21 protein-coding genes and 2 pseudogenes are annotated in these 22,981 nt (G+C 57.1%); 9 read left to right on the top strand and 14 right to left on the bottom strand.

The annotated features are described in order from the left end of the window. From JZX88_RS22740 to JZX88_RS22690, 11 genes and pseudogenes are all read right to left on the bottom strand, one after another. Entirely contained in the window at positions 1-387 is a 387-nt protein-coding gene (locus tag JZX88_RS22740; protein ID WP_305853155.1) for a helix-turn-helix transcriptional regulator, read from the bottom strand. 187 nt (positions 388-574) lie between these two features. Next, on the bottom strand, positions 575-1,192 hold the full coding sequence (locus tag JZX88_RS22735; protein WP_206914822.1) for an outer membrane protein: 618 nt from the start codon (positions 1,190-1,192) through the stop codon (positions 575-577). Positions 1,193-1,501: 309 nt separating this feature from the next. Then, positions 1,502-1,964 (bottom strand): annotated as a pseudogene (locus tag JZX88_RS26210) (MFS transporter); the annotation flags it as partial. A 313-nt stretch (positions 1,965-2,277) separates the two neighbouring features. Then, positions 2,278-2,517 (bottom strand): flagellar hook protein, encoded by a 240-nt coding sequence (locus JZX88_RS22725; RefSeq protein ID WP_206914821.1) that lies wholly within the window; start codon positions 2,515-2,517, stop codon positions 2,278-2,280. Between the two features lie 63 nt (positions 2,518-2,580). After that, on the bottom strand, positions 2,581-3,819 hold the full coding sequence (locus tag JZX88_RS22720) for an HlyD family secretion protein (RefSeq protein WP_206914820.1): 1,239 nt from the start codon (positions 3,817-3,819) through the stop codon (positions 2,581-2,583). Beyond that, positions 3,816-5,948 carry a peptidase domain-containing ABC transporter gene (locus tag JZX88_RS22715; protein ID WP_206914819.1) on the bottom strand — a complete coding sequence of 711 codons (2,133 nt, stop codon included), beginning with the start codon at positions 5,946-5,948 and terminating at the stop codon, positions 3,816-3,818. The genes JZX88_RS22720 and JZX88_RS22715 overlap by 4 nt, the downstream gene beginning before the upstream one ends. A gap of 118 nt (positions 5,949-6,066) precedes the next feature. Continuing rightward, positions 6,067-6,390 carry a hypothetical protein gene (locus JZX88_RS22710; RefSeq protein ID WP_206914818.1) on the bottom strand — a complete coding sequence of 108 codons (324 nt, stop codon included), beginning with the start codon at positions 6,388-6,390 and terminating at the stop codon, positions 6,067-6,069. A 348-nt stretch (positions 6,391-6,738) separates the two neighbouring features. Further along, entirely contained in the window at positions 6,739-6,975 is a 237-nt protein-coding gene (locus tag JZX88_RS22705) for a hypothetical protein (protein ID WP_206914817.1), read from the bottom strand. A gap of 332 nt (positions 6,976-7,307) precedes the next feature. Further along, positions 7,308-8,027, bottom strand: a complete 720-nt coding sequence (locus JZX88_RS22700) for a hypothetical protein (protein WP_206914816.1) — start codon at positions 8,025-8,027, stop codon at positions 7,308-7,310. Positions 8,028-8,134: 107 nt separating this feature from the next. After that, the gene (locus JZX88_RS22695; RefSeq protein ID WP_206914815.1) at positions 8,135-8,506 is read right to left on the bottom strand and encodes a hypothetical protein; all 372 of its coding nucleotides are present in this window, start codon (positions 8,504-8,506) and stop codon (positions 8,135-8,137) included. A gap of 85 nt (positions 8,507-8,591) precedes the next feature. Beyond that, entirely contained in the window at positions 8,592-9,176 is a 585-nt protein-coding gene (locus JZX88_RS22690; protein ID WP_246753526.1) for a DUF3313 domain-containing protein, read from the bottom strand. A 62-nt stretch (positions 9,177-9,238) separates the two neighbouring features. Between JZX88_RS22690 and JZX88_RS22685 the strand changes: the two are divergent. Further along, positions 9,239-9,856 (top strand): annotated as a pseudogene (locus JZX88_RS22685) (IS630 family transposase); the annotation flags it as partial. On the opposite strand, the gene JZX88_RS22680 reads toward JZX88_RS22685, so the two are convergent. Continuing rightward, positions 9,807-11,219 (bottom strand): ATP-binding protein, encoded by a 1,413-nt coding sequence (locus JZX88_RS22680; RefSeq protein WP_246753525.1) that lies wholly within the window; start codon positions 11,217-11,219, stop codon positions 9,807-9,809. The pseudogene JZX88_RS22685 and the gene JZX88_RS22680 overlap by 50 nt on opposite strands. Then, positions 11,216-11,986: a response regulator gene (locus tag JZX88_RS22675; RefSeq protein WP_206914814.1), complete on the bottom strand. Its 771-nt coding sequence runs from the start codon at positions 11,984-11,986 to the stop codon at positions 11,216-11,218. Before JZX88_RS22675 ends, JZX88_RS22680 begins: the two co-directional genes overlap by 4 nt. Positions 11,987-12,745: 759 nt before the next feature. Between JZX88_RS22675 and JZX88_RS22670 the strand changes: the two genes are divergently transcribed. Further along, positions 12,746-14,737 (top strand): TonB-dependent receptor domain-containing protein, encoded by a 1,992-nt coding sequence (locus JZX88_RS22670; RefSeq protein WP_305853153.1) that lies wholly within the window; start codon positions 12,746-12,748, stop codon positions 14,735-14,737. Positions 14,738-14,856: 119 nt separating this feature from the next. On the opposite strand, the gene JZX88_RS22665 is transcribed toward JZX88_RS22670, so the two are convergent. Then, positions 14,857-16,314: a glycosyl transferase family protein gene (locus JZX88_RS22665; RefSeq protein ID WP_206914813.1), complete on the bottom strand. Its 1,458-nt coding sequence runs from the start codon at positions 16,312-16,314 to the stop codon at positions 14,857-14,859. A gap of 325 nt (positions 16,315-16,639) precedes the next feature. On the opposite strand from JZX88_RS22665, the gene JZX88_RS22660 reads away from it, so the two are divergent. The 7 genes from JZX88_RS22660 (at position 16,640) to JZX88_RS22630 (ending at position 22,862) form a co-directional block, all read left to right on the top strand. Further along, the gene (locus JZX88_RS22660) at positions 16,640-17,932 is read left to right on the top strand and encodes a multicopper oxidase family protein (RefSeq protein WP_206914812.1); all 1,293 of its coding nucleotides are present in this window, start codon (positions 16,640-16,642) and stop codon (positions 17,930-17,932) included. Between the two features lie 153 nt (positions 17,933-18,085). Then, positions 18,086-19,015 (top strand): siderophore ABC transporter substrate-binding protein, encoded by a 930-nt coding sequence (locus JZX88_RS22655; protein WP_206914811.1) that lies wholly within the window; start codon positions 18,086-18,088, stop codon positions 19,013-19,015. A 66-nt stretch (positions 19,016-19,081) separates the two neighbouring features. Beyond that, a complete protein-coding gene (locus tag JZX88_RS22650) occupies positions 19,082-20,044 on the top strand; it encodes an ABC transporter permease (RefSeq protein WP_371741240.1) in 963 nt (320 codons plus the stop codon). Beyond that, positions 20,034-21,002, top strand: coding sequence for an iron chelate uptake ABC transporter family permease subunit (locus JZX88_RS22645; protein WP_371741233.1), 969 nt, complete (start codon positions 20,034-20,036; stop codon positions 21,000-21,002). Before JZX88_RS22650 ends, JZX88_RS22645 begins: the two co-directional genes overlap by 11 nt. Then, positions 20,999-21,757 (top strand): ABC transporter ATP-binding protein, encoded by a 759-nt coding sequence (locus JZX88_RS22640; RefSeq protein WP_206914809.1) that lies wholly within the window; start codon positions 20,999-21,001, stop codon positions 21,755-21,757. The genes JZX88_RS22645 and JZX88_RS22640 overlap by 4 nt, the downstream gene beginning before the upstream one ends. Beyond that, positions 21,757-22,083, top strand: a complete 327-nt coding sequence (locus JZX88_RS22635) for a hypothetical protein (protein WP_206914808.1) — start codon at positions 21,757-21,759, stop codon at positions 22,081-22,083. Before JZX88_RS22640 ends, JZX88_RS22635 begins: the two co-directional genes overlap by 1 nt. After that, entirely contained in the window at positions 22,065-22,862 is a 798-nt protein-coding gene (locus JZX88_RS22630) for a hypothetical protein (protein WP_206914807.1), read from the top strand. The genes JZX88_RS22635 and JZX88_RS22630 overlap by 19 nt, the downstream gene beginning before the upstream one ends. Positions 22,863-22,981: the final 119 nt, after the last annotated feature.

The raw sequence follows: 22,981 nt of genomic DNA, 5'->3' as shown, positions 1-22,981 counted from the left end.
CTAACGGCCAGCAGTTTGGGGGGCGTTTGACCCGGCGCTTCCTATTGATGCCAGGGGGACGCACGACGTTGACGAAATGCAGGTTTCCAGCTCATCGACCTGGTTAAAGATGCCTTTAAGAAGATCGATGACCAATGTGACACCTCGATGGTGACAGCTATAGTACCGGAACTGGGCCTCCTTCCTGAAAGTGATGAGGCCCGAGTTTTGGAGGCGTGTTAGGTGCTGGCTCAAAGCAGACTGTGAAAGGCCAACTTTTCGGGCCAAGCTGTTCACATCTTCCTCGTGGCGAACCAGGTGCGAACAGATCAGAAGTCTCTTTGGATTTGCAAGTTGCTTTAGAAAATCAGCTTCGCGTTTACCGCTGTCATCTAACTCTGAGCTCATCACCACCATCCCTCACAATCTCTAGCGGAACGATAGACCATATTCGTGTGATCTTATGTTCGAACTTATTACGATATGTTGTGGAGCTTATTGCGTTACGACGGAGCTGCCACCCTCGCGGGGGGGGGGAGGCGAGGGCGGCAGTCAGCATCTGAGAAGCAGCTATCGAGTGATCGGTCGCTACTGATCAGAACTTGTAGCTGGCACCAACGAGCACCTTGTGCTGGGTAGCACCGAAATCTCCGATGCTCGAGCCGAAGTCTTTGCTGCCGAAGTCCGAGTAACGATATTCTCCGCGCACCAGGATGTTGTCTGTGACGGCGTGCTCTACACCACCACCAGCGGTCCAGCCGATAAGGATGTCGTCCTTCTTGCCGGCGCCCGGAACATCGACTTTGGCACCTGCCGCGGCCACACCTGCCGTCGCGAAGAACAAGGTCCTGTCCCAGGCATAGCCGACACGGCCGCGGCCCGACGCATCCCACTCCACAGTTGCGTCGCTGCCGTCTTCAAAATTGTAGTTGAAGTCGTTCTCGATACCATAAACAATGTTTCCATGCTGGAAATTGTAACCGGCATGGGCTCCGAAGGAGCCACTGTCGAGATCAACGTCAGATCCGAAAATGGTGGCCTGGTTCCAATTGTAACCGCCCTGTGCGCCGAGATAAAAACCGGACCAGTCGTAAGCGGTGTAGACCTGCTGCTCGCTCGGAGGTGCAGGTTGCTCGTAAACGAGATCGGCCGCTAGAACGGGGGCCGCGGAAGATAGCGCAAGCGCTGCGAAGGCCAAAAGTCTGAACTGCATGTCAACGTCCCTATGTTAAATGTGCAGAGCGAAGTTCGCGCCGGTCGGCTCGCCCTGCTCATGCACTCGACTATGGCGCAAGGGTGTGTTGCAGAGTGTCTTTTCAGATTATGTTTTGTTGCGATGCGGCACTTATCCCGGATGAGTGCCATGAAGTTGTTTCTGCTGGCACAAGAAGAGGATAAACTGGGGCAGGCTTTGGTCGATCACGGTGGGCCGCAGCGCGGTACCTCTCACGTGCATTGTGCAGCAGCTGTCGAAGTTGCGGGGAGGATACACGATCAGCATGCAGTAGCTGACGGATAACCGGATCGGCGAGACCGGCAAGGACGAGAACTTGGGTTGCCGACGTCGCACCCAACCAGGCGAGGATGACAAGCGGGATCAGCGCTATCAAAAGGGCGCCTGCATACCAACGCTTACGGCCGACCTTGTCGATGAGCAATGCGCAGATAACGGCCGCAACTACGCCACCGACCGAGGTGACGAAGCCGTAGAAAATACTGATTGCAAGCGGCAAGTTGAACGTCTGGCGATAAAAGGTCGGAAGACTGGTTATCGTGCCATTGGCGACCATATAGGCGCAGAACCACGTGGCCTCGTCGGGTATAATGACATCCCCATCGTCAGCCATCTTCCAACCCCGCTGACGACACTGCGGTTTCCTTTGAGGAGATCGCATCAAACGCGTTGGATCTGCTGACAGGCGGCGTTGTTTCGGCAGGCGACGGGATACGCGTTTCGGCTCCGACCTTGATACCCAGAAAGACATCAGCCAAGCCCAACTTTTGATAGGAAACGAACCATAGGCTTCGTTATCCCTGCCGACCATCCATCTGGTTTGCTTATGTTTAAACCACCCGTCGCGCCGTGCCGATCTATCTGAGCGCAAATTGTGGGCTGATTGAAACGTAGGTCGTCCCTACCTCTCATGCGGCTTTTAACCGGCGCGGAGTGGTCACTGATGCGGAGCCGTGCCTTGCAAGTCCGAAGTCACGGCGGATCAACGCCAGATGTACTGGCAAGAGCCTTCAGACCGAACCGGCAGCTGTTTCCAGCTGCCGGCGTGATGTTTTTAAGCCGAGTTAAGCGGCAAACGAGCTGTCAAAGCTGAACGAGCCGGAGGCGTTGCTGAACGAGAACGTCCCAGCCTTCTGCACGACTTCTGCTGGCAGCGTTGCCGAGAAGGTGCCGGAGCGGCTGCCGAAGGTATAGCTGCCGCTGACGGCGCCATCGGCGCCAATGGTGACCGTCGAAGCGAGAGTCGTGGCGCCGCCGCTGACGAGATCGAGCATGTCGGCATTGATTTCAGTGATGTTGCTCATGTTAGTCTCCTATTGGGTTAGGTTTGAGGGATCGACCGGGATGGTCCTCCCCTCTTCTTGTCGTCACCGGCTGCCTATGGCCTTCAGGGGGTCCAATACCCAGTCGGTGAAGTGCCGGCGATCCGTTATGACATCGCCGATGAGGGTCATACCGGGGGTCAGCGGGCGCTCTTCGCCGTAGGCGGCGATGCTGGTGCGCTCCAGACTGACGGTTACGCGGTAGACGGGATCTTTGAATGCGATGGGAGCCAGAAGCTCACCCTCACGATAGGTGGCGCGGGATACCTGCACGACATGGCCCGACACCACGCCGAAGCGCTGATACGGAAAGGCGTCGACCCGGAGCCGCACTTCCTGCCCCGGCTGGATCATGCCGGCCGCGCGCGGTGGCACCAAAAGGTTGGCCTCGAGATTGCTGCCGGCCGGTACCAGGGCCGCAAGCGGCGACTGCGCCACCGCCGTCTGCCCCGGCTGCGCCTGAAGAGCCGCGACCCGACCGGCTACCGGCGCGACCATGACGTAGGCGCGGTTGACCTGCAATTGCGCCAGGGATTGCTCCAGCTCGCTGCGAAGGCCTTGCAGTTGCGCCAGCTTGTCATCCCGCTCAGCCGGCAGGTTCGCCAGTTGCGAACGGGCATCGTTTAGGTCGCCCTGCCGCTGCTCCTTCTGCCGCTCCAGCTCGTGGATGACGCTTTCCTGTGCGAGGATCTGCTGCTGGCGGCGCGACAGCTCGAAGCGCGTGCCGCTGCCCTTGATCTGAAGCTGGGCATAACGGCCGGCATCGTCGGTTTGCAGGGCTTGCAGGCGGCGTTCCGATTCCAGGCGCTGTTCCTGGCTCGCCAGCTCTCCGCCAAGCCCTTCGACGCGGGCCGACAGGCGCCGCCCCTCCTCGTCGAAGCGGGCTTTCGTTGCCGTCATCTGTGTGTCGATCGACTGGATACGGGCTTGGGTCTCTAAGCGCAGCTTTTCGCCGACCTGACCGTCGGCGCCGGTCGTTTCCAGCGACAGCTCCACCATCGGCTGGCTTTGGGTCACCACGTCGCCTTCATGGACGAGCACCCGCGTTACGATACCGCCCTTGGTAGCGTAGAGCTGCGCCAGGCCGCCGGTCGGGGCGATGTAGCCCTGCACGGTCTCCTTGCGGGCATAGGTGCCGGTCATGAGATAGGTCGCACCGACGACCACGAAGACGCCGAGGATCGCCGTCATGACACCGTGGCTGACGGGTTGTGCGATCATTACCTCGCCACGGAGACGGCGGCGGTGTTCGATGGCTTCCGTGCGGAACAACGTCTCGCTCATGGCACCACCTGCAAAGGCTGTGCCGGCACATCCCGCATCAGCTCACGCACATGGCCGTTCTCCACGGCGAAGACACGCGCTGCACCCTCGATAGCTCCGGGGCGATGGGCGACCATCACCTGGGTAATGCCGAGTCTGCTCAGCGCCTGCATGACGCGACGTTCCGCAAGGACGTCGAGATTAGCCGTCCCCTCGTCGAGGAACAATATGGAGGGCTTTCGGTAGAGCGCCCGCGCCAGCAGCGCACGCTGTTGCTGGCCGCCCGACAGGGTCGATCCTAGATCGCCCACCAGGGTCATATAGCCCATCGGCATGCGCAGAATCTCGTCATGAAGGCCGACAAGCCCCGCGACCGCTTCGACTCGTGCCAGATCCATGTCGGGATCGAAGAAGGCGATATTGTCGGCGATCGTGCCCGCGAACAGCTGGTCGTCCTGCATCACCACGCCGATCTGCGCACGGTAAGCCCGCATGCCCAGAGCGCTGAATGGCAGCCCATCGACCAGCACTTCACCTTCACTCGGCGGATAGAGGCCCATCAGCAGCTTCAGGAGCGTGGACTTGCCACCACCCGAAGGCCCGACAAACACCACGGATTGTCCCGGTTCAATGGTCAGCGACACATCCTTCAGCACCCAGGCTTCGCGCTCGGCATAGCGGAAGGAAAGATTGCGCACGTCGAGCGCGCCGGCGAGCGGGCGATCCTTGCGCGCCTCGGCATCCAGGTCCGGCTCAGGGTCCTGGTGCACGGCATCGGCCAGGCGCTCCAGATGCAGACCCGTCATCCGAAACTTGAAATATTGATCGACGAGCGACAGGGCGGCGGTGCTGAACTGGCCGCGATAGGACAGGAACGCCAGCAGCATGCCGAGCGTCATATCTCCCTGGATGATGGCACCGGCACCCAGATAGAACACCAGCAGCATCTCCGCTCCCGTCAGGAAGGACAGTCCAGCCGAACCCTTGAGGCTGACTTTCTGGAGACGCACATTGTTGTTGATGCTGTCGGCATAGGCATTCTGCCAGACGCCGTGGCGCTCGAGCTCCCGGCCGAACAGCTTGAAGGCCCTCGCACCCCGGATGGTCTCGAGGAAGACGCCGTCCACCTTGGCCTGGTACTGGATGCCCTCATTGGTCAGGCTCCGCAGCCAAGGAAAGGTACCGAGCCGGATGCAGATGACGAGCGCGAGCGACACAAGCACCACGCTTGCCAGATGAGGGGCATAGATCAGCATAACCGCCAGGGTGATGATGGCCATGAGCCCGTCCAAGGCGCCGGAGACAAGCCCGCCGGTCAGAAGGTCCTGTACCGGCTGCAGGGAGTTGAAGCGGGAGAGGATGTCGCCGAGGCGCCGCTTTTCGAACCACGGCACCGGCAGGCGCAGCGCATGGCGCAACAGATTGCCGCGCATTTGGAAGGTCAAAAGCGTGCTGAAATGCATCTGCACGTAACCGCGCAGCAGAGTCGTGGCGCTCTGAACCAGCAGTAACAATCCGGCACCGATAACAATCACGTTCAGAAGGCTGAGATCACCCTTGGATATCGCCTCGTCAACGATCATCTGGTTGACGAGCGGCGACAGCAGAGCGAAGAACTGTAGCAAGGCAGAGAGGGCCAGGATCTGCAGCAGGCTCGGGATGAAGCCGGCGCTCTTCGACCACAAATCGGCCAAGCGCACCCGCTCAACCACCTTGCGCTTGCGGAAAGTGGCGGCCGGCGTCAGTTCCAGCGCTACGCCTGTAAAATGCCTGGATGCTTCCGCATGGGACAATCTCCGCTGGCCGATCGCAGGATCATGCATCTCGATCCGGCTCGGCGTTACCCGGCTCAACACGACATAATGCGACATGTCCCAGTGCAGGATGCAAGGCATCTTCAGCTTGCCGATATCCTCCATCTCGAGTTTCAGGGCCCGGCTGGTAAAACCGAGATCGTCAGCAACCGAGATGAGGCTTTTCAGCGTCGTGCCTTTCGCGGACACGGCATGGCGTCGTCTGAGTTCGGACAGCGTCACGCGATGGCCGTGATAAGCCGCCACCATCGCCAGACACGCAAGTCCGCATTCGGCAGCTTCAGACTGCAGAAGGGGCTCGATCCGCGACCGATTGTGAAGACTATCGAGAAGCAACTGAAAATCCTATCACGCGATTGAAGGAAAAAATCCGCCTACCTTAGCTGATAACTTGGCCGCCCGGCGGGGCACCCACTCCGAGTGACCCATAGGCGGCCAGACCCTACGCCTCATGTCAGAAGCGATCGGAGGTGATGCGCCGTGTCTCAAGTATCTCGCCGTATCGGGACACGACGACGAGGAGCCGTTCGCCACGGCGGGAGGCCCTGACTGAATAATGGCCGCGTTCCATTTTGACGTCGCGAATGCGATATCCATGCCCCTCGAGCATGCTAATGACATCTCGCTGATGAAGCTCACGGCGTTCATGACGTCTTTCGTGTCGGTCGCGAACATACCGATCTTGTGCCTGGACGAGATGCGCGTCTTGGGCTTGGGCCGAGTAAACGCCAGTCATCAGGAACGCGGCGGAAGCGAGCGCAATCAGGTTTCTTTTCATTTTTTCTCCTTGGTAGCCGGACTGTCCGCGTAATTGGACAGCTGCAAGCGATCACGGCTTGAGGGCTTGAAAACATGTTCCATCGCGGCCCGACGTTGATGTTTATCGCAACCTTGTTTGCGGCCGGTTCATTGCACGGCCATTAGGTACGACACATCGGATCCGTTGATCTCCGCTGGGGCAGTCCCAGTTGAGATCGTTAAGACGTCTGTTGCACGAAGGCCAAAAGTCTAAGTTTCATGGCATGGTTCCTATGTCGAGTTGCGGAACAGGGATATCGCCAGCGGCTCAGCCCTGCCCATGAGGCTGACTATGGCCCAGGGGCATGTTGCAGAGTATCTTTTCAGATTATGTTTTGTTGCGACGCGGAATTTCCGCCGCCTGTGTACTCACGACGGCGCATTGTCGAAATTGCGGAACCGTGCTTGGTCGCCGCGCGTCCCTGGGATTGGTTGTCAGATGCTGCTGGCGGGCTTCAAGCAATAGGCGACGCAATTGAGCCGAAGATATGCCGTCAGCATCCATCATCTGCCTAACCAGCGGATCGTTGAGAACGTCATGAATTGTCAATTCGCCTTCGAACATACTGATCTCCTTTGTGTGGAGAAGTATGCGCGCTGCAGATCGCCTCACGATGTCGAAAGCAAGCCAATACCAAGGCGGGATGTGCGGTTAGATTGCAGTTTATGATGAGATGCCGGAGAACGATATTTACTGACGTGCGGCGTGGGGCGTTGAAGAGCAAATATTAACCGTCATTGATCAGAACCTTGCGCCCATTGCCGTCTTCTAATCGACGTTGGTAGAGCGACCGTACTGAATAACTGCTATTTCATGGTTTCTAATCCTCGCCGATTGAAGAGCCTCAATATTCAACCGACGCGGATCAGCTGAATTGACCAATGCCAAAGTCGCCATCAGTCCAGCTCGGACAACTTGGTTACGGCATCTCGACCCAGCTTTAGCGTCGTGAATGGCAAAGCCGCCGTCTGAACAAGCACAAATCCTGCGCCGTTGAATACGGCTGTCCCCACTTTGACGGCTTGGTTCGAGCGCCCAATTTCAGTTTTTTCGGCGCCACTGTCAGGCGAGAGTGCAGAATTTTTGGGTGGTATCGTGCCAACGACCAGAGGATGGCGGGTCTTGCAACTCGGGTTGCATCGATCGTAGCGGGGAACTTTGGCCGAGCTACTGGTAGATATCACAGGGTTAGCCCGCCCGGCGCCACTGGGTTTGAATGTTTCAAAGACCGGACGTTTGGTTGGAATAACAGTGTAGGGTATGGAAGCAGTTTGCGTCTCGGTGATGTTCGCCATTATTGGTGCTGGCGCAACGTCGATGATGTCTCGGAGTTTTGTTGAAACGGCTGCCGCTTCCCAACCGACGGGATAGGCGGCAGTGGCCTCTTTCAAAACAGGGGTCTGTGTTGGAGCCAGATCGCCGTAGGAAAGCATACAGATTGCGACGAGCACTATCCCGCCAGCCGCAAGCTTGAGCAACGCTGAACGATTGTGACGCCGCTTTGGGACCCGCATCTCGAGATCATGGCGATGCTGCCACACACGCTCGACACGGATCACACCCCCATTGGGCGCCTCCGGTGGGAAAATGATATCGCCTTCGAGACGATCGGACATTGGATACCTTTCTTTTTGCGCTTGACGATGCTCGAGTGCAAGCTTGGCCCACCGAAGTGGCGAGCAAGACTGTGAATAGGTTGAGGATTCGGCGCTGGTTTCGCACGTCAATATTGTTCGTGGACGACACCCATAATATCGCCGGAGCGCGAAACACTCACAAGCAGGTTGTCGCCGCCGCGGGTTGCCTTCACCAAATAACGTACTCCGATATCCTGAACATTTCTCACTCGGTAGCCACGATCTACAAGCAAGGTGATGACATCGTCCGGTCCAAAGCTGGACCGTCCCCCGGACCACCGGTTCTGATTGTCATGATTGCGGTTCCACGAATGTAAAAAGTTGGATTCCGCGTTCCCGTCGACCGAGTAAGGACCTGAAGGCTGGTCATCGTAGATAACCACCTGCGGGAACGCCGGTACGGCAGCGATGGCGCTAAGAGCAGCGGTCGCACTGAACGCGATGACATAACGTCTCATGAAACTCTCCTTAATTGAACGCTGCCCGGCTTTATTTGGGATCCAGTCGGAGCGATGTGTGGGGGCAATACGAAGCACGACGACATCATGCGCCTGGCTGACGTTGCCGTGTGTCGTTTGTTATTGCAAAATGTTGCAACCGCTTTACGGACGCAACTGTGCCAGCAGTGCATCGGCCCCCGTGTCGATTGCCAGCTGGAAGGCTCAGAGCCCCAGAGCTCGTACCGACATTCATTGCGTTCGGGTACTGCTTGGAGACATAGGCTGACTGCAGCGTGTTGCTCGTTGTGTCATAGATCTCGACAGCGTAGGCCACCGATCCGGTCATCGACCCTTCCTTTTCGCGCGGCGTTGTAGACACCGCCCCCGATATCGAGATGTGAGAACGGGCCAAGACCGGCGTGGTCGCCTTCGCTCCTGTCAGCGTCAGATGGATACGCAAGGTTCCGGGTACAGGCGAATCCACAACGGAAAAACGTGCTCGCAGCTTCTGGGTGAACTGGGACTGCATGTAGCTTACGCGGGTATTCTTGTCCTGCTCGCTGACTTTGCCGAACTGATTGTCCTGCCCATGATAGACCGTGACAGGATCAACGATGACCTTGTCAAATTGTCTCCAATTCGCTCCGCTGTTGTACCGGTAAGGAATACGACCGTTACGGTCACTCAAATCAGCGTTCAGGTGCTGGGCGAATGCGAGACCGGTATAGCCCGTCGGATCTGTAGTAGTAGGACAAAGCTTTTGCCGAGAAACTGCACGATGTGGTCGGCCTCTACGTCTCACCGCCGGCCAATGCCATCGTGTTGTCGGTCGATGAGAAGAGCCAGATCCAAGCGCTCGACCGGACGCAACCGGATCTCCCCCTGGAGAAGGGCCGGGGCGGCACGATGACCAATGATTATAAACGCCACGATTCCACAACCTTGTTTGCCGCCCTCAATGTCCTCGACGGCTCGGTGATTGGCCGCAACATGCAGCGTCACCAACATCAGGAGTTCACCCGTTTCCTCAACGCGATTGAAGCCGAACTACCGCAGGATAAAGCCGTTCACGTCATTCTCGACAACTACGCCACCCATAAGCAGCAGAAGGTTCGCGCTTGGTTAGCAAGGCATCCGCGATGGACGTTCCACTTCGTTCCGACATCATGTTCATGGCTGAACGCTGTCCTGACACGCCGGCGGCTGAAGCACGGCGTCTTCCACTCCGTTGTTGACCTGCGGGCCGCCATCAATCGCTTCATCGAGGAACAAAATCACGAACCACGGCCGTTCATCTGGAAAGCTGACCCTGACGATATCATCGCCGCCGTGAAACGTGGGCACCAAGTGTTGGAATCGATCCACTAGGCTTTGGCCCATTGAACTGAGATGCTGAAGCTTGCGCACCTTCGGCAGGAGGTAGCGCGATCTCCACCAGAAGTCCGTTAGGATCCCTGTCGAGCAACCGGAACGTACCCTTGTGACCTATCGTTACGATGCCCTGAGCAATAGAAAGCCCCAAACCGAAGCCGCCGCTCTTCCCCCCTGTCTGGCGGGATTCATCAGCCTTGAAGAAGGGCTCAAGAACACGATGCTTCAAGTCGTCAGGCAACCCCGGCCCGTCGTCCGAAACACAGATCAGCACGCCGCCGTCCTCGTTGCTAATCAGTTCGATTTCGATGTGCTCGGCAAATCTCGAAGCGTTATCAACCAGGTTGGAGACAGCTCGCGTCAGGCCCTGCGGCATGCAAGTGTATTTAAGTCTGCGCGGACCGACGAAGCGGACCTCGACGCCTGTATCCGCAAAGTCGTTGGAGATTGTCTGGAGTAAACTCGACAGGTCGACTTTGCGTGGGGGTTCAAACCGGTTGTCGAGAAAGCTCAAGCTTGCATCGATCAGTGACGACAGCGTCGTGATATCGGCAAGCATCAGCTCCTTGAGCTCAGGTTCGGACGAACGATCGATCCGCATTCGTAATCGTGTCAGTGGGGTTCGAAGGTCGTGGCTTATAGCGCGGAGCACCCTCGTTCGCTCTCGCAGCATCTTCTGGATTCTGCCTTGCATGACATTGAGGGAGGCTGCGAGGCTGCGAATTTCGGATGCGCCCTCAGCTTTGAAGGGCTCCTCCGAGTGGTCATCCATGCTCACCCTTTGCGCGGCCGCGGCGAAGCGGACAAGAGGTTCTGTTATCAGCCAGCTGCCGATATAGGCGAGCAAAATGAGAGGGATGACGATTTTCAGGAGGCCGCTCGCCATGGCCGGCGCCAACCAGACGCTGGTTGGAAACTGCGGTAGCGTAAACGAGAGAGCCCTGTTGTCGTGAAGTTTAACGGTCAATACAGCGGGACCGCTGTTTGCACGAACCGCGTTGCGGATCGAAGTCCAAATCCCGTCGTTGATGAGGTCTTTGACTTGCTGCAGAACCTGCGGTGTCGGTGTGCCGGGCTGATAGGAAATTGTGGCATGTGAGGGCGAGGCGCGCTTTACTGCAATACCCATACGCTCGGCAAGTTGAAACGCGGCGACTTCTTCTACTGCATCTCGGCTATTCGAGAACTGTTCGAGGATGGTCTCGACGCGACCAGCGAACAGGCCGATCTCAATTCCCTTATCGTGTCGGCCGTAGATAAACGGCTCCGACAACGCCGCAACGGTTGAAACAAGTACGACCAGCAAGAGGGCAAGGAAAAAAAGCTGTTTGCGGATCGAGGCAGTGCGCAGCCCCCTCATGAAACACGTTCCACTTTCGAGGCGAACAGGTATCCACCCAACCGAACGGTCTTGATAAACGTCGGATCCTTTAAATTAGGCTCGATCTTTTGGCGAACACGGCTGATATGGGCATCGATGCTACGCTCGATTGGCCCCGCTGAGCCCGCGTGGGTCATCGCCAGAAGCTGCTCGCGTGTGAGAACTTTGTTTGGATGTGAGCAGAAAGCCCAAAGCAGGTCAAACTCGGCTGTTGTCATGGAAACCTGTGCGCCGTCGGCATCGAATAATTGCCGACTGCGCGGGTCGATGGTCCACCCTGAAAAAGTCATTGGTTCAAGCTCGGCCTCAGGCTCTTGCTGTCGATCCGCGGCTCGCCGAAGAATGTTCTTGATGCGGGCCAACAACTCGCGAGAATTGAACGGCTTGGTGACGTAATCATCCGCACCAAGCTCAAGACCCAGGATGCGGTCGATATCTTCCCGCAAGGCCGTTAGCATCAAGATTGGCGTCTTCCCCGTCGCCCGCAGTCGTCGGCAGATGCTAAACCCGTCTTCTCCAGGAAGCATGCCATCAAGGAGGATCAGGTCAAAGTCATGACGCGACAGCGCACTATCCATTTCCCTGCCATTGGCCGCCGATGCAGCCTGGAAGCCGTGAGCGGTGACAAGATCGACCAGCATGCTTGCAATAGCTTCGTCGTCTTCAACGATGAGGATGCGCGCCTGGGTCTGTGAGACCGCTTTGAGATGAGTGCTGTTTCCGTGTTGCTGTGGGGATAGTGCCATGGCTGTCAACTCTTGTCGGGTCGGACCTGTTTGGGTGCTGATTTGTCCGCAGCCTACGCGCCGCATTCTACCTTACCTCTACATTATCTCCTGCAAAACTTTATTCGGATATGTTGCAATTTGTTGCGGCTCTGCCGGTCCGCCGGCGCTGCCCATACTCAATGGCGCTTCTAGGTGTTAACTTCGGCCTGGTATCGGTATTTTCGATCGTGAAGCGGGCGCTTTGATCTCCGAGGGCGCCCTTACCGGGGAAATGCTCCCTGGTTCTATGTTGGGATTGACTGCAATATCCTGGAGCTGCGACTTGCTCGAACCGTATATGCCTACCCCGTCGGATTGTACGGTCTGACCCGAGATTGAGGAGCGCCGATGTCGCGCCCCGACAAGGACGAATTCCCGCTTAGCTATTTCGACCTTCACATGATGCTGCTGGCCAAAAGCGGGAAAGGTATTGGAGGAGATATCGCATGAGATCCGAATGGCGTTGTCGCACCGACGATATCGTCGACGTAGTCCTTCTGTCTTCAGCTGACAATCGTTCGCCGCACGCCCCTAGTGAGGTTGACGCATTCCAATTTTATTAATTTGGAATTGTTCGAAATCATCGCCGTTGACGCTCTCTTAATCACACCCAATAACATGACAAAGATAGTCAGGTTATTGGGTGTGACAGTTATGATAGTGGGGCAATTTTATCATTTTGCAACTGGAGCCGGTGTGTTCGCCGCACGACGGGATATAAGGAGATCCAAAATTTCGTTGAAGTCTACGCTGCTGGTATTGCTAGCGGGGACAACGTTCTATTCGCCCCTATACGCTCAGGAGCCGGCGACCGACGAAACATCCACATTGCTGGAAACGATCGTCATAACGGCTGGCGGATACGAACAGGACATCAAACACGCACCGGCCAGCATCTCCATCGTCAGCGAAGATCAGCTGAAAAAGAAGGCGATCGCGGATATATCTGAAGCGATTCGAACCGTACCGGGGGTCAATGTCGGGTTCGGTAGCGATGGCACGCGTGGGATCAGCATGCGCGGCCTGGGAACCGGATACACTCTCATCCTTATTGATGGCAAGCGTGTCAATGCCAGCGCAACCACACTTCGTCACTATAACGGCGATCTCGACTGGGTGCCGATAGAGGCAATCGAGAGAATCGAAGTCGTTCGAGGTCCGATGTCCACACTCTATGGCTCAGATGCGCTTGGTGGCGTGGTGAACATCATCACCAAAAAGGGCAGCGATCGCTGGACCGGCTCGTTGACGACCGAGTTTCTTTTGCCGGACAGTGACGCCACCGGTCAGACACGACGCTTGAACGGCTATATTAGTGGTCCGATCATTCCCGACACTCTAAACTTTACGGCGTTCGGGAACATCAGCAAGAAGGACTCCGATGATAGCGCGGCATCCGGTGACATATCCGTGCCGGACGGCAACGATAATTTCGATCTGACAGGGCGCCTCACATTTACGCCCTCGGCGGATCAAACATTCGACCTGGAAATTGGTCATGGCCGAGAACGCTATAAGCCCTATCTTGCCGACGGTGAAACTGACACGAGCAAGACCGAAATCGAACGTACGACGGCCTCTCTCCGTCATGTCGGCGAGTGGGACATCGGCACGTCGACGACCACCGGCTTTTTTGAACAGGCCACGAACAACAACCGAGTTTCGAGTGAGGAAATCACCTCACGCAACTACACGTTCGACAGCAAGCTAGCTCTCACACCGTTCGACTATTTCTGGACTCATAACGTGATCGTGGGTGGAGAACTGCGGTATGAGGAGCTCGATGATCCGGTCAACCTTGGGCAGGAGAACTCGTTGACTGGTTCCAGCGGCAAGGCAGAAGCGAGTGTTTTCACAGGGGCACTTTTTGCCGAAGACGAGATCGAATTTACCGATGCCTTCCGCATGACCGCCGGATTACGGTACGACTACAATGAACATTTCGGTTCGCATTTCAGCCCGCGAACATACTTCACTTACGACTTGACGGACGCCCTGACATTCAAAACGGGCTGGGCGCAGGCCTTCAAGGCGCCTAACCTGAGACAACTCGATCCCAACTGGGTCACCAGTTCCCGCGGTCGCGGTTGCGGAGCGGTTGGAGGTCCATGCGAAATGGTCGGGAACCCCGATCTCGAACCGGAAACCAGCAACAGTTTCGAGGCTGGCTTCTATTACGATAATGGTGCCTGGCAGGCGAGCGCCACCTACTTCTTCAACGACGTCAAGAATAAGATCACGTCCGCTCGGGTCGCTTCTCTCATCCTCGATGACGGCACGAAATACGTACAGCAGATCAACGTAGACCGAGCCCGCTCTCAAGGTATCGAGGGCAGCCTTACCATACCGATACATCCAGATTTAACCTGGACAAACGCTTTCACGTACCTGCTGGAGTCAAAGAACCTCGAGACCGGGATGCCCTTGTCTGCAGATCCTGAATACGCGATCCATACGGAGATGACGTGGCAGGCCCGGGAAAACCTGAGTTTTACCGCATCGCTGGACTGGTACGGCAAGCAGGTTGACTATGTGGAAGTGACCGAAACGTTGACGGCACAGAACGTCAAACCATACTCCAGTGTCAACCTTTCCACGAAATACGACATCAATGACAACTTCACGATGAAGGCCGGAGTCAACAATGTCTTCGATTCCCAGCCAGAGAGCTCGTCGAACTATAAAGAAAATGGCCGGGCTTACTTCATCTCCCTGACAAGCAAGTTTTGACGGACGAAGAGCAAAACGTCCTCTTCAGTGCCTCGCTGCACCGTTCCGGTCCAACCGGCACGGTGCAATTTCTTTCCGTCGCTACCAAGTCATGACAACAGAGGCTGACAAGCCACGTGTCAGCCCTTGCGCCGAAGCCAAAGAGTTTTCGCCCGCTCCAGAGCATCGCCGAAGCCGGAGTCGGGATTTTCAGACAGGCTCATGAGGGCGACCGCAGCGGTATGGAGGATACTATCCTCTGCCGCTTGGTCTCGTGCGCCACCTGACCAAATTGCCGCCCAATATTCCCTTTGTGTCAGCAATTTGGGGGAGACAGATCTGGTCGTCCGACGGGCCTCGACACGGACATCAACATCACGCCCGTGTACAAGGCGGAAAATTTGCGTCGCCCGTCCTGGCGGAACCTGAGCGAAGTCGCGGGTCGAACCGATGACCGACACCCTTTCCATTTCCAAGAGTTGCGCCACTTGCCGATAAAGATCACGACTGGCGTTATCTGCAGCTCCAACCAGCGTGGTTTTTGCACCCAGCGGATTCATCAGATGTACCGCGCTGTGAAGGGGCGTGCGCATTTCGAACAGAGGGTAGAGAGCGAGTTGCGCTTGAGCCTGATGAGATAGAGCGCCGAGTGGCACGTAGGCAAGGTTGCCATCGGTAAATGCCTTAACTGCATCCTTCGAGGTCAGGCAGACTGGAATATCTGCATCTCTGGCCGCTGCCTCCAGTTTGCCACCCTCTGAGCCACTTCCGAAATTTCCGTGGATCACGACCCGAAATCCTGCCATTGCGACGAGACGGATCGAATGAATGAACCAAAGCGGCTCTCGCCATTTCGGGGAAAGATAGGCCGGCCAATCCAGATCGGGCTTAAGGCTCGCTGGCACTCCGATGAGGATTTGCTTACGAATGGCACGAACGAAACCCGCAAGCTCAAGTGCCGTCAAGCCTCGATATTGCATCGTCATCAATAGCGCGCCAATCTGAATTGGATCGGCTTCACCTCGCAAAATTATGCCAAGCGCATCCTCCGCTTCGTTCATCCCGAGGGGTCGGCTTCGACCCTGCCCTGGCGCTGTGGTGGCGATGTACTTTGCCAGGCGCCGGTGTGGTTCCGCATTGTGACCAATCGTTGCCAACCGATGCGCGGTTCCGCGCGGTGTCGGCGTTGCTTCAAGACGCTCGCCATGTGTCACAGCGAGCGGAGGGGGAGAAATCAAAGCTTGCTGCAGCCATTCCCGACTTGCCTCATGGGTGGCACCTTCAGCTTCCTCCAGAATCATCTGACGGAGAAGGAGTTTGTCGGCTTCCTCAGCCAGCCCACGGACCCTCAGGCGCAAGGATTCCGCAAACTCCGTCGGTCGCATGCCTCGACCAGTTCGGCTTAATATGGGATCGCCGTAATGTTCTCGCAGCTCCGCCAACATTCGGCTCATCGCAGAAATCTGAACTCCCATGCTTTGAGCGGCTGCACCTACGCTCCCTTCTCTAAGCAGCGTGTCGAGAATGAACAGCAACTTGACCCGGTTAAGGTGAAGTAATCCACCCTGCGGTCGCTTGGCTGTTTTCATGTCGTTCATGGTCTCAGTCACACTTCTTTCATTTCAATAGGTCTCTTACCAATTTCCGCAAATTGGATTTGCTTAAAGGGACGGCTGTTGACGCCGTCGCCCCGGGTACATAACTTGTCCTAAAAACTCAACTTATCTTTATCATTGCTGTGAGCGCAATCAAAAAACGGGAATAATGGAAATGCGCTGTTTTTCTCGGCGGCAAACACTGGCCGCTTTAGGCACTGGAGTCGTTTGTGCGGGAGGAGGATATCTCTATGGGGTCCGGCGATCCGCACCTTCGTCTTTGCCTGTGCCTGCGGAGCGTCCGCTTCTAAAATCACCGGTACCTGCTTTGAAGAGTGATCCTCTTATTCCGGCGCGTGTTTATCACGAGTTCGCGTCTGGATTGAAGTATCCAGGCTTCGGTTACAATGGATCAAGCCCAGGTCCGACCATTCGCGTCCGCCGTGGAGAGACGTTCGATAAGACGATTAGTAATGAACTGGATGCGGTGACGACAGTTCATTGGCACGGTCTTGTTCTGCCGTCGGACGCTGACGGCCATCCGGCTGATACTTTAGCGCCCGGCTTTGAAAAGCGGATCAGTTTTCCGCTCGTCCAGCGAGCGGCGTTGAATTGGTATCACCCCCATCCGCATGAAAGTACCGGCGCCCAAGCGTGGGGGGGACTGGCAGGATTCTTCGTCGTTGAAGATGATGAAGAAGACGCCCTGCGTCTTCCAGGGGGCGACCGCGAACTTCTTCTTGCTATTCGCGATGCGCAGATAAACGCAAGCGGCGACTTCTTCTATCCGAATGTGCTCGCTGGCAGCGAAGGCGATTTCCCGGTCATCAACGGCGTTCCGTGGCCGCGCGCGCGTTTAGGAAATCAGTTCTACCGTCTGCGGATTTTGAACGCTGCGAATGCCCGCGTGTTTCGCTTGTATTCCCAGGCACCTCTGATCCTGATCGGTAACGATGGAGGGCTGCTGGATCAACCGAGCGAGTTGGATGTGATAGAGATCGGTCCGGCAGAACGCATAGACGTTTTGTTGGATCTTCGCACTATCAAGCCCGGTCGAACGATCGGCCTTGACTGCGACGCCTCGGGCTGGCGGCTTTTACAGATCGATATCGTTGAAACTACCCGGGATCCCTGGCAGCCACCCAAGCAACTCTCGCAGATCACGCGCCTGGAACATTCTGGCGCGCCGGATCGCGTTTTCCGGTTCGAGAATGATCAACGCATTAATGGCCGGGAGTACAACATGGCGCTAACGGATTTCGTCGTGCCGTTCGGGAAGGTGGAGCGATGGCGTTTCGAAAGCTCGGGCGGAGCACCTCACCCGATCCACGTGCATGGAACACATTTTCAAGTCCAGTCGCGGCAGGGCGGTCGCAACCGGATCATGCCCTGGGAAAAAGGGTGGAAAGACACGGTTCTTATGTGGGCACAGGAGTCGATCGAGGTTCTCGTCGCCTTCGACCAATATGAAGGACGGTATCTTCTGCATTGTCATAAGCTTGAACACGAGGATCACGGTATGATGATGAATTTCGTCGTTTCGCGAAATCCTGTCGAAGCTGCGGAAAGGGCGGAAAACGAGCGTTTGTTCGGCCCGCTTTGCATCACGCCTGCCGCCTGACGAGTTAAGTGATCAGCCGTCGTCATTTGACAAAATTGAGAAATTAGAGGGCTTCGAAGTCAGCGGTGTTGACCCTTCGAAAAACCTCGCAATAAGTATACCGCAATTATCCACTTTTGGCAGCCGTTATGAGCCTTCCCCACGGAGCGTGAAATGAAACGATCAGGCAATCTCTCGCGGTTTGTACTAGCCATAGCCAGCCTGTTTTTAAGTGTGAATGCACTGGTCGGCACGGCTCAAGCGGAGGTAACAATCAAGCACACGAAGGGTGAAATCTCGTTGTCTGGAATACCAAAGAAGGTCTTCGTATTCGATTTGGCAAGCCTCGATACGCTGACTGCGCTCGGCGTCGAGGTCGCCGGAGTGCCGGGCGGGCGCAAACCGGCCTACCTTTCTCAATACGAGGCTCGGGAAGTGGTCAAAGTTGGAACGCTCTTCGAACCGGATTACGAGGCGATAAACGCTGCGAAACCTGATTTGATCATCGTGGCCGGCCGATCTTCTTCCAAGTATGGAGATCTGGCCAAGATTGCACCGACGATCGATCTAACGGCGGATTCCAAACACTTCATCGAAAGTTCAAGGAAAAACATTCGTACCCTGGCCTCAATCTTCGGCAAGCAGCGGGAAGCCGAGACCCTGCTGGCGAAACTCGAGACATCTACCATGGCATTGAAGAAAAAGGCGGCTCATTCTGGAAAAGGGATGCTGATCCTGACGACTGGCGGAAAGATGAGTACGTTCGGTGTCGGCTCCCGTTTCGGTTCTCTGTTTTCCGATTACGGAGTTCAGGTCGCGGACGAAAACATCAAGGTTGGAATGCACGGACAGCCGGCTTCATTTGAATACATTCTCGAGACAAACCCGGATTGGATCTTCGTGATCGACCGCGATGCTGCGATTGGTCGTGAGGGCGATGCAGCGTCCAAGCTGCTGGACAACGAGATCGTGTCGCAAACGACGGCTTGGAAGGAAAAGCAAGTTGTCTATATGGACGCGACAGCCTGGTATCTGGTCGGCGGTGGTTTGACCTCCATGCAGAGCACCGTAAACCAGCTTTCGCAAGCTTTCGACGCCAAGTGAAATCTTGGCACCGCAGATGGGTAGCCGCGTAGCAGCCCATCTGCTTGTTTTTGTGAAGCTGGATCGATCGTGAGACTCTTGGTGCCAATCCTTTTGCTCATCGCGCTTGCGGTCGCCAGCCTGTTCATCGGCGTGAGCAGCATATCGCCTTTGGCGGTCCTGTTTGGGCACGCGGATGACAGGGCCCTGATGCTCCTTGGCGCCAGCCGACTGCCACGAACGCTGGCGCTGCTGATAGCCGGCGCGGGAATGGCGGTTGCCGGAACCATCATGCAAATGCTTGCCCGTAACAAGTTCGTCGAGCCCTCTACGGCGGGTACCGTGGAATCGGCGGCCCTTGGCATGCTCACCGTTCTCCTCCTCGCGCCAGATCTACCCGTCTTCCTGAAAATGCTGGTCGCAGCCGCCTTCGCTCTAGCAGGGACAACTCTGTTCCTCGCGATCCTCAGACGCATTCCATTGCGATCGGTTCTGATGGTGCCGCTCATCGGGATCATGCTCGGCGGCGTGATCAGCGCCATCACCGCCTTTATCGCCTATCGCTTCGACATGATGCAGACCATGGGAGCTTGGACGAGTGGCGATTTTTCCACCGTTCTGCGCGGGCGTTACGAGATCCTTTGGGTCGCCTTCGGACTAACGGCAGCCGCTTACATCGCCGCCGATCGGTTCACGCTCGCGGGCATGGGTGAGGAACTCGCGACCAATCTCGGGCTCAACTATCGTCGCGTACTCACACTCGGCCTCATAATTGTTTCGCTGGTTACCGCGTCCGTCGTGGTGACGGCCGGGGTCGTGCCATTCGTCGGGCTTATTGTGCCCAATGTGATCGGCTTGGTAGCAGGAGACAGCCTACGTCGTACTCTTCCCTGGATCGCGCTGTGCGGCGCAATCCTGGTGCTGGGCTGCGACATCGTCGGACGGGTGGTCAACGCACCCTTCGAGATACCTGTCGGCTCGGTTCTTGGCATCGTCGGCGGCGTCTTTTTTTTGTACCTGCTTTTAAGAAAGCGCTCCCGTGCAGTATGACGTCGTCCGCCGCCAGGCATCCATCGTTCTCGCGCTGCTTGCTGTTCTCGCTCTGGCCGGAATCTGCGCCTTCATGACGCTTGGAGCAACCGGCGACTGGTCGTTCATCCTGGCGTTTCGCGGGGTGAAAGTCGCGAGTCTCGTACTCGTTGCGTATGCAATCGCAATCTCGACCGTCCTTTTCCAGACAATCACGAACAACCGTATCCTGACGCCCTCGATCATGGGTTTCGACGCCCTTTATGTCCTGCTCCAGACACTACTGGTTTTCTTCCTCGGAGCCCAAACGGTCTCTGCCATCGACCCGAGGCTGATGTTCTGTATCGAGGTCGCGATCATGGTCGGTTTCTCGCTGGTCCTCTACAGCTTCCTGTTCTCAGGCTCCGTGAAAGGGCTTCACCTGCTGATGCTGATCGGTATTATATTCGGCATCCTTTTCCGCAGCCTCTCGGGCTTCCTCCAGCGCATCATCGATCCCAACGACTTCGTGGTGCTTCAGGACCGCCTGTTCGCCAGCTTCAATTCGGTCGACGGCAACCTGCTCGGCGTGTCCGTGCTTCTGATCGCCATCGTATCGCTTGCGGCTTTCCGCATCTTCCACACCTTCGACGTCATGTCGCTCGGACGGGAAACGGCGGTCGCGCTAGGCGTCGATCACCCTCGCGTGACGCGAGCGATACTCGTGATAGTGACGATCCTCGTCTCGGTGTCGACAGCGCTCGTCGGGCCCGTCACCTTCTTCGGCCTCCTGATCGCCAATCTCGCTTATCTCCTCGTGCCGTCGGGCAAGCACCGCTATCTGCTGCCGGCGGCGACGCTGATTGCCGTCATCTGCCTCGTCGGGGGGCAGACGATCCTGGAACGGCTGCTCGCCTTCGATACAGCGCTGTCGATCATCATCGAGTTCGCGGGCGGCCTCTTCTTCATTCTGTTCATCATGAGAGGATCCGCTCGATGATCGAAATCTCTGCCGTGACCAAGACCTATGGCGAGACCGTCGTCGTCGACGGCGTGTCGCTGACACTGCCCGGCGGCGGCGTGACGTCGATCATCGGGCCAAACGGGGCCGGTAAATCGACACTCCTTTCTATGGTCGCACGGCTGATTGCCGTAAACAGAGGAGCCATCCACGTCGACGGCCTGAACGTCATGACGACGCCCGGCGACGTCCTGGCGAAGCGGCTGTCGGTCCTGCGCCAGGATAATCACATGACCGCCCGGCTGACAGTCCGCGACCTCGTGGCCTTCGGCCGCTATCCCTACAGCAAGGGGCGACTGACCGTGGCAGACGGCGAGCACATCAACCGCGCGCTCGCCTATCTCGGTCTGGAAGATCTGCGCGACAGGTTCCTGGACGAGCTCTCGGGGGGCCAGCGGCAGCGCGCCTACGTCGCCATGGTGCTCTGCCAGGACACCGAATACATGCTGTTCGACGAGCCGCTCAACAGTCTCGACATCCGCCATGCGGTGTCGATGATGAAGCTCGTGCGCCGAGCGGCTACCGACTTCGCCAAGACCGCGGTTGTGGTGTTGCACGACATCAATTTCGCCTCCAGCTACTCCGACCACATTGTTGCTATGCGGGACGGACGGGTGCTGCTGCAGGGCCCGGCAGCGGAAGTGATCCGGGCGGATCGGCTGAGGCAAATCTACGATTGCGATTTCGAGGTGCAAGATATCGGGGGTAAGAAAATTGCGGTTTACTACTCCTGATGCAGTATGATGGCCGCTTCGTCGCCCTAGAACTCGATCCCGAAGACGAGAGTGCTGTGAACTTCGCGCCCGGTGTGGAGGAACCGGCGACGGTTGTGATCTCGCAGGTCGCGCCGATACAGGCGGTTTCCGGTCACACCTTTGAGCCGACGTCGACGGCGATCATCAACACTCGGCAGGCCAATCTGATCGTCGACGATTTCAGGCAGTTCAGGTTCGTCGATCCCGGAACCGGCTCTCACTCACCTACAATCTCTATGTTCCAAAGGATTATGACCACTCCAGATCGTATCCGTTGGTGCTGTTCATGCACGACGCCGGCGTGACCGGCACCAACCCACTGCGCACGCTGCAACAGGGGCTGGGGGCAATATCCTTTGCGAGCCCTCTGGATCAGGCAAAGCAGCCCGCCTTCGTTCTGGCACCACAATACCCCGTGGCTATCGCCAACGACGCCTGGCAGATCAGCGACTATCCGGACATCACCATCCGTCTGATCCGCGACCTGATGACACGCTACAGCCTCGATGGAGGCCGGCTCTACACGACGGGCCAATCGGGCGGCTGTATGGCCTCTATCGCCCTCAACATAAAGTATCCTGACCTCTTTGCTGCCTCGCTTCTCGTAGCAGGCCAATGGGACCCGGCGCAGGTCGCGCCGATGGCGAAGAAGAAGCTCTGGATCATAGTCTCACAGGACGACCCCAAAGCATATCCGGGCATGAATGCCATCACGGAAGTGCTGGAAAAAAGCGGGTCCAAAGTGGCCCGCGCGGTCTGGGATGGCCGCTCGGACGCTGCCGGGTTCCAGACCGCGTTCGAGAGCATGTTAGAGGATGGAGCGGACAACGATGTCTTCTACGTCGCCTTCCGTAAAGGCACGGTTATCCCCGAGGGCGAGGACAGTGGTGGCGGAGCCGGTCACGTCTGGACCTGGCGTGCGCAATTGGCTTCTGCAACACAGCAAGTGAAAGGCGCTCGAGGATCGACGGCTCTGCAAATCCATACTCGCTTTTGTCGGGCTCGAAACTATTCTCGCGCCCGCACATGCATGGCGACTTACCGCTCCACGCGGCCGAAGAGCGCCCTTGATGCCTGCGGATGACAGCCCGCCGGCCGCGATAATGATCGAACTCGCCGACGTCCCCGAGGCGGCTAACGGACGAGAACGAAAGCGGTATTTGCCTGCTGGGCATCGCGACGGATGCAACGCGCAAAGGGGTG

The sequence above is a fragment of the Agrobacterium sp. OT33 genome (assembly GCF_017313365.1).
Classification (GTDB): Bacteria; Pseudomonadota; Alphaproteobacteria; order Rhizobiales; family Rhizobiaceae; genus Agrobacterium; species Agrobacterium rhizogenes_A.
This window is presented reverse-complemented; position numbering and strand designations above follow the sequence as displayed.

What these genes read in the sequence shown, in the direction of transcription:
- JZX88_RS22720 (WP_206914820.1), bottom strand. Translation starts at nt 3,819, where the DNA reads ATGAGCGAGACGTTGTTCCGCACGGAAGCCATCGAACACCGCCGCCGT.
- JZX88_RS22655 (WP_206914811.1), top strand. Translation starts at nt 18,086, where the DNA reads ATGAAACGATCAGGCAATCTCTCGCGGTTTGTACTAGCCATAGCCAGC.
- JZX88_RS22740 (WP_305853155.1), bottom strand. Translation starts at nt 387, where the DNA reads ATGAGCTCAGAGTTAGATGACAGCGGTAAACGCGAAGCTGATTTTCTA.
- JZX88_RS22700 (WP_206914816.1), bottom strand. Translation starts at nt 8,027, where the DNA reads ATGTCCGATCGTCTCGAAGGCGATATCATTTTCCCACCGGAGGCGCCC.
- JZX88_RS22735 (WP_206914822.1), bottom strand. Translation starts at nt 1,192, where the DNA reads ATGCAGTTCAGACTTTTGGCCTTCGCAGCGCTTGCGCTATCTTCCGCG.
- JZX88_RS22635 (WP_206914808.1), top strand. Translation starts at nt 21,757, where the DNA reads ATGCAGTATGATGGCCGCTTCGTCGCCCTAGAACTCGATCCCGAAGAC.
- JZX88_RS22695 (WP_206914815.1), bottom strand. Translation starts at nt 8,506, where the DNA reads ATGAGACGTTATGTCATCGCGTTCAGTGCGACCGCTGCTCTTAGCGCC.
- JZX88_RS22675 (WP_206914814.1), bottom strand. Translation starts at nt 11,986, where the DNA reads ATGGCACTATCCCCACAGCAACACGGAAACAGCACTCATCTCAAAGCG.
- JZX88_RS22680 (WP_246753525.1), bottom strand. Translation starts at nt 11,219, where the DNA reads ATGAGGGGGCTGCGCACTGCCTCGATCCGCAAACAGCTTTTTTTCCTT.
- JZX88_RS22710 (WP_206914818.1), bottom strand. Translation starts at nt 6,390, where the DNA reads ATGAAAAGAAACCTGATTGCGCTCGCTTCCGCCGCGTTCCTGATGACT.
- JZX88_RS22725 (WP_206914821.1), bottom strand. Translation starts at nt 2,517, where the DNA reads ATGAGCAACATCACTGAAATCAATGCCGACATGCTCGATCTCGTCAGC.
- JZX88_RS22640 (WP_206914809.1), top strand. Translation starts at nt 20,999, where the DNA reads ATGATCGAAATCTCTGCCGTGACCAAGACCTATGGCGAGACCGTCGTC.
- JZX88_RS22630 (WP_206914807.1), top strand. Translation starts at nt 22,065, where the DNA reads ATGCACGACGCCGGCGTGACCGGCACCAACCCACTGCGCACGCTGCAA.
- JZX88_RS22665 (WP_206914813.1), bottom strand. Translation starts at nt 16,314, where the DNA reads ATGAACGACATGAAAACAGCCAAGCGACCGCAGGGTGGATTACTTCAC.
- JZX88_RS22705 (WP_206914817.1), bottom strand. Translation starts at nt 6,975, where the DNA reads ATGTTCGAAGGCGAATTGACAATTCATGACGTTCTCAACGATCCGCTG.